Source organism: Rhodopseudomonas sp. (genome assembly GCF_048594845.1).
Lineage (GTDB): Bacteria > Pseudomonadota > Alphaproteobacteria > Rhizobiales > Xanthobacteraceae > Rhodopseudomonas.
Window position 1 is genome coordinate 1 of sequence record NZ_JBMDXE010000215.1, and the last position, 5,991, is coordinate 5,991.

Genomic DNA, 5,991 nt, shown 5'->3' on the forward strand with positions numbered 1-5,991 from the left:
ATCGGCGTGGTGCGCTGCAGATCCGGGGCCCCGGTTTTATCGACGCGGATAGCAAGACAACCGGGGTCCCGGGTCTGCGGAGCAGCGTTGCACGCTGCACCGCGCCCGGGACACGGCTTCTACCTTACCCCTCCTTCGCAGGCTCGGCCTTCAGCTCCGGGAAATCCTCTTCTCGAAACTCCATGCCGCGTAGCGCGTCGGCCTGATCCTGCTGATGCTCGATGCGGCGGAGTTGGACGCGGCGGATCTTGCCGGAGATGGTCTTGGGCAGTTCGCCAACGATCTCGAGCTTGCGGATGCGCTTGAACGGCGCTAGGCGGCCCTGCATGTGCTTGAAGATCGACAACGCGGTGTCGCGCGAGCGCTCGGCTTCCGCCGTCAGCAGCACATAGGCCTTCGGGATCGCCAGCTTGATCGGATCAGGGCTCGGCACCACGGCCGCTTCGGCGACGGCATCGTGCTCCAGCAGCACGCTCTCCAACTCGAACGGCGAGATCCGGTAGTCCGACGATTTGAACACATCGTCGGTGCGGCCGACGAAGGTCAAGTAACCGTCGTCATCGGCGAAGGCGACGTCGCCGGAGCGATACGCCTCGCCGTCCACGCCCGACAGCTTGCCGCCGTCGCCCTGATAACCCTGCATCAACCCGGCGGGCCGCGCGTCGCCGAGCGCCAGCGTGATCTCACCTTCGGTAGCCGGTTGGCCGTCGGCATCGGTGATCTTGACGACATAGCCCGGCAGCGGCCGGCCCATCGAGCCGATCTTCACCGGCTGCCCCGGCGAATTGCCGACCATCGCCGTGGTCTCAGTCTGGCCATAGCCGTCCCGGATGGTGAGCCCCCACGCGGCCTTGACCTGATCGATCACTTCCGGATTCAGCGGCTCGCCGGCACCGCAGACTTCACGGAGCGAGACTTTATAGTCGGCGAGCTTCTCCTGGATGAACATACGCCACACCGTCGGCGGTGCGCACAGCGTGGTGACGCCGCAGCGGCCGATCGTCGTCAGCAGGCTCTTGGCATCGAACCGCGGCTGGTTGACGACGAACACCGTTGCACCGGCATTCCACGGCGCGAAGAAGCAGCTCCAGGCGTGCTTGGCCCAGCCCGGAGAGGAGATGTTGAGGTGGACGTCGCCCGGCTGTAGCCCGAGCCAGAACATCGTCGACAGCGCGCCGACCGGATAGGAGCGCTGGCTGTGCCGAACCAGCTTCGGCTTCGCCGTGGTTCCCGAGGTGAAGTACAGCAGCATCGGATCGTCGGCCTGCGTCGGCCCATCCGGCGTGAAAACGTCGGACTGGAGCGCGGTCCCGTCGTAATTGAGCCAGCCGTCCTGGGCGTTGCCGACGACAACGCGCAGCAGATCGTCGCCGCCGAGACCTTTGAACTTGGCGATCTGGTCGGGGGCGGCAACCACCGCCTTGGCGCGGCCGCGCTCGAGCCGGTCGCGCAGTTCGTCCGGCGTCAGCAGCGTGGTGGCCGGAATAGTGACGAGGCCGAGCTTGATTGCCGCCAGCATCACTTCCCACAGCGGAACGACGTTACCGAGCAGCAGCAGCAGATGATCGCCACGCTTCAAGCCTTTGGCACGCAAATAGTTCGCAACTTGGTTGGAGCGCTTGGACAGATGCGCGAAGCTCGGCTTCTCTTCGCGGCCGGTGGCGCCGTCGACGATCCACAATGCGGGACGGTTGCGATGGCTGTTTGTAGCGAGTTCGGCGTCGAACCAGTCGAGCGCCCAGTTGAACGGCACCGGATCGGGCCAGCGAAAGCCGGCGACGGCGGCCGCGTAGTCGGTACGGTGGTCGAGCAGGAACGAACGGGCTTGCTGGAATGTGGTCATGGCGACACCTCGCTTGCGAGGCACGGCGGCCGCTCTGATTTCACCCGTCATTGCCGGGCCTGCCCCGGCAATCCATGTTCTTCCGAAGAACGATGGATGCGCGGGTCGAGCCCGCGCATGACGGCCGTTATGGCGGCGCCGCCGTGCGAGACATCAGACTGATTACTTCCGCCCCTGCTCGCGCAGGTAGTTGATGATCCCCGAGAAATCCGTGCCACCTTGGCCGGACTGTTCGAACGCTGCGTAGAGCTCGGCGGCGTGCGAGCCAAGCGGGGTGGCGGCGCCGGAGGTCCTCGCCGCTTCCTGCGACAGATTGAGGTCCTTGAGCATCAGCGCGGCGGCGAAACCGGGCTTGTAGCCATTATTGGCCGGGGATGTCGGGACCGGACCAGGAACCGGGCAATACGTCGTCAACGACCAGCACTGGCCCGAGGAAGTCGACGCGACGTCGAACAGCGCCTGATGCGACAGGCCGAGCTTTTCGGCGAGCGTGAAAGCCTCGCCAACCGCAATCATCGAGATGCCGAGGATCATGTTGTTGCAGATCTTCGCCGCCTGACCTGCGCCGGCGCCGCCACAATGCACGATCTTCTTGCCCATCTGCTCGAGGACCGGCTTGGCCGCCGCGAACGCCGCCTCGCTGCCGCCGGCCATGAAGGTCAGCGTCGCCGCCTTGGCGCCGCCGGTGCCGCCAGAGACCGGCGCGTCGACCGACGCAACGCCGTGCTTGGCGGCGAGCGCGTGCGCCTGCACCGAGCTCTCGACGTCGATGGTGGAGCAATCGATGATCAGCGAGCCTTTGGCGGCGTGCGGCAGGATCTCGTTCCATACCGCGAGCACGTGCTTGCCGGCTGGCAGCATGGTGACGATGACGTCGGCTCCCTTCACCGCGTCGATCGCGGTCGGCGCGGTGGCGACGCCCTCCGCCTTGACCGCGTCACACGATGCCGCGGCCAGATCGAAACCCGTCACCTTCTGCCCGGCCTTCGCCAGATTGACGGCCATCGGGCCGCCCATGTTGCCGAGACCGATGAATGCGATAGCCGTCATGTTCGTCCCCTTGGTCCCTCGATGATCCCGGTTTCTTCAGCCCGGAAATTTCAGTTCGTCAGCACCGCGATCGACAAAGTAGCGCGCCACGATGTCCGGCGTCACCTCCGCGATCGTCGCGGGCCGCCATTTCGGCTGGCGGTCCTTGTCGATCACCGCGGCGCGCACGCCCTCGACGAAATCGTAGCTGGCGAATACTTCGAGCGCGGCACGATATTCGTGCACCAGGCACTCCTGCAGCGAGGCCGCTTGACGCGCCATCCGCAGCAGCTTCAGCGTCACCTTGAGGCTGGTCGGCGACTTGATCCGCAGCGTCTTCAGCGCGGCCTGCGCAAAGTCGGTGCCGTCCTGCTCCAGCGCGGCGACGATCTCGTCGATGCTGTCCTTGCCGAACGCCGCATCGATCTGCGCCTGATGCTGCTGCGCCGGGCCCGGATCGGGCGCGAGGCTGAAGCGCGCGATGATCTCGCGCACCTGCGCAGCGGTGGCACCCGCGGGGGCCGCGGTCAGTGCTTCGCGCAGATCGGGCCACACCACGCTCGGAACGAAGTTATCGGCGAACCTGGCGTGGATCGCATCGGCGCCGTTCATGATCTCGCCGGTCAGACCGAAGTAAGTGCCGATCTCACCGGGCGCGCGCGTCAGCAGCCAGGTGCCGCCGACGTCAGGGAAGAAACCGATGCCGACTTCAGGCATCGCGATCTTGGTCTTCTCGGTGACGATGCGATGGCTGCCATGGCCGGCGATGCCGACGCCGCCGCCCATCACCAGCCCGTCCATGAACGCCACATAAGGCTTCGGATAGGCGGCGATCCGCGCATTCATGATGTATTCTTCGCGCCAGAACACCTTGCCGAGATCGCCGGCCTCACGCGCGCTGTGATACAGGCCAACGATGTCGCCTCCCGCGCAGAGGCCACGTTCGCCGGCCCCTTCCACCAGAATGAGCGCGATCTGCGGGTCTTCAGCGAAGGCGATCAGCGCGCGATCGAATTCGCGCGTCATCTCCAGCGTCAGCGCATTGATCGCTTTCGGCCGGTTCAGACGGATGACGCCGGCGGCGCCCTCGCGCCGGACGATGAGATCGGGTTCGCTCACAGGTGCATTCATCGTGCGCCCTCAATCAGCTTGCGCGCTACGATCAGCCGCATGATTTCGTTGGTGCCTTCCAGAATTTGATGGACCCGCAGATCGCGCACCAGCTTCTCGACACCGTATTCGGCCAGGTAGCCGTAGCCACCATGCAGTTGCAGCGCGGCGTTGGCGACTTCGAAACCGGTGTCGGTGCCGAACCGCTTGGCCATCGCGCACAGTTTGGTCGCGTCGGGATCCTTGCGGTCGAGCGCCGCGGCGGCACGCCACAGGAAGGTGCGCGCGGCTTCCAGTTCGGTCGCCATATCGGCGAGCTTGAACTGCAGCGCCTGAAATTCGTCGAGCCGCTTGCCGAACGCCTTGCGCTCTTTGGTGTAGTCGATCGCCTTGTCGAGCGCCGCCTGCGCGCCGCCGAGCGAGCATGCGGCAATGTTGAGGCGGCCGCCGTCGAGCCCAGCCATCGCGATCTTGAAGCCGATGCCCTCGTCGCCGAGCCGGTTGGCGACCGGGACGCGTGCGTTCTCGAAAATCACCGCACGGGTCGGCTGCGCGTTCCAGCCCATCTTACGCTCGTTGGCGCCGAACGACAGGCCGGGCGTGTCCTTGTCCACGACCAGCGTCGAGATGCCGCCGGGACCATAGCCACCGGTCCGCACCATCACCACGTAGAGATCATTGGCGCCGGCGCCGGAGATGAACTGCTTCTGGCCGTTGAGCACGTAGTGATCGCCGTCGCGCACGGCACGCGTACGCAGCGCTGCGGCATCCGACCCCGAGCCGGGCTCGGTCAGACAATAGCTTGCGACGTGCTCCATGCTGCACAGCTTCGGCAGCCATTGCTGGCGCTGCGCCTCGGAGCCGTAGCTGTCGATCATCCACGCCGCCATGTTGTGGATGGAAATGAAGGCCGACACCGCCGGACAGCCGGTGGCCAGCGCCTCGAAGATCAGCGCCGCGTCGAACCGCGTCATGGCGCTGCCGCCGACGTCATCGCGGATATAGATGCCGCCGATACCAAGCGCCGCCGCTTCCCGGATCACGTCCAGCGGCAGGTGCTTGTCTTCATCCCATTGCAGCGCATGCGGCGCGATCTTCTCGGCCGCGAAGTCGCGCGCCATCTCACGGATGGCGCGCTGGTCTTCATTCAGGTCGAACTGCATGGCAGCCGACGCTTACTTCATCAGCGGGATCGAAAACTCCGCGCCTTCCTTCACGCCCGAGGGCCAGCGCGAGGTGACGGTCTTGGTCTTCGTATAGAACCGCACCGAGTCCGGGCCGTGCTGATTGAGGTCGCCGAAGCCGGACTTCTTCCAGCCGCCGAAGGTGTAGTAAGCGATGGGCACCGGGATCGGCACGTTGATGCCGACCATGCCGACATTGACCGTGGCGGCGAAGTCGCGCGCGGCGTCGCCGTCGCGGGTGAAGATCGCCACGCCGTTGCCGTAGTCGTGGTCGGACGGCAGCGCCAGCGCTTCGGCATAATCGTGGGCGCGAACGACGCTGAGCACCGGACCGAAGATCTCTTCCTTGTAGATCCGCATGTCCTTGGTGACGTTGTCGAACAGACAGCCGCCGAGATAGAAGCCGTTCTCGTAGCCCTGCATCTTGAAGCCGCGACCATCGACCGCCAGCGTCGCGCCTTCCTGCACGCCGATCTCGACGTAATTCTTGACGCGCTCCAACGCTTCCTTGGTGACCAGCGGACCGTAGTCGGCGGTCGGATCCGTCGACGGGCCGATCTTCAGCGACTCGACGCGCGGGATCAGCTTTTCCATCAGCGTGTCGGCGGTCGCCTTGCCGACCGGCACCGCGACCGAGATCGCCATGCAGCGCTCGCCGGCCGAGCCGTAGCCGGCGCCGATCAGCGCGTCGACGGCCTGGTCCATGTCGGCGTCCGGCATGATGACCATGTGGTTCTTGGCGCCGCCGAAGCACTGCACGCGCTTACCCGCGGCGCAGCCGCGCGCGTAGATGTATTCCGCGATCGGCGTCGAGCCGACGAAGCC

Annotated in this window: 5 protein-coding genes; all 5 read right to left on the minus strand. The window is 65.7% G+C overall.

What is annotated here, in order from left to right; all coding sequences use genetic code 11:
• Positions 1-124: 124 nt before the first annotated feature.
• Complete coding sequence (locus tag ACOJTD_RS14130) at positions 125-1,843, minus strand: AMP-binding protein (RefSeq protein WP_420133531.1); 1,719 nt, start codon at positions 1,841-1,843, stop codon at positions 125-127.
• A 162-nt stretch (positions 1,844-2,005) separates the two neighbouring features.
• Positions 2,006-2,893: a 3-hydroxyisobutyrate dehydrogenase gene (mmsB, locus tag ACOJTD_RS14135; RefSeq protein ID WP_420133532.1), complete on the minus strand. Its 888-nt coding sequence runs from the start codon at positions 2,891-2,893 to the stop codon at positions 2,006-2,008.
• Positions 2,894-2,929: 36 nt separating this feature from the next.
• Positions 2,930-4,003 (minus strand): enoyl-CoA hydratase/isomerase family protein, encoded by a 1,074-nt coding sequence (locus tag ACOJTD_RS14140; protein ID WP_420133533.1) that lies wholly within the window; start codon positions 4,001-4,003, stop codon positions 2,930-2,932.
• Positions 4,000-5,145, minus strand: a complete 1,146-nt coding sequence (locus ACOJTD_RS14145; protein WP_420133534.1) for an isobutyryl-CoA dehydrogenase — start codon at positions 5,143-5,145, stop codon at positions 4,000-4,002. Before ACOJTD_RS14145 ends, ACOJTD_RS14140 begins: the two co-directional genes overlap by 4 nt.
• Positions 5,146-5,157: 12 nt before the next feature.
• A partial coding sequence (locus ACOJTD_RS14150) for an aldehyde dehydrogenase family protein (protein WP_420133535.1) occupies positions 5,158-5,991 on the minus strand: 834 nt, incomplete at its 5' end.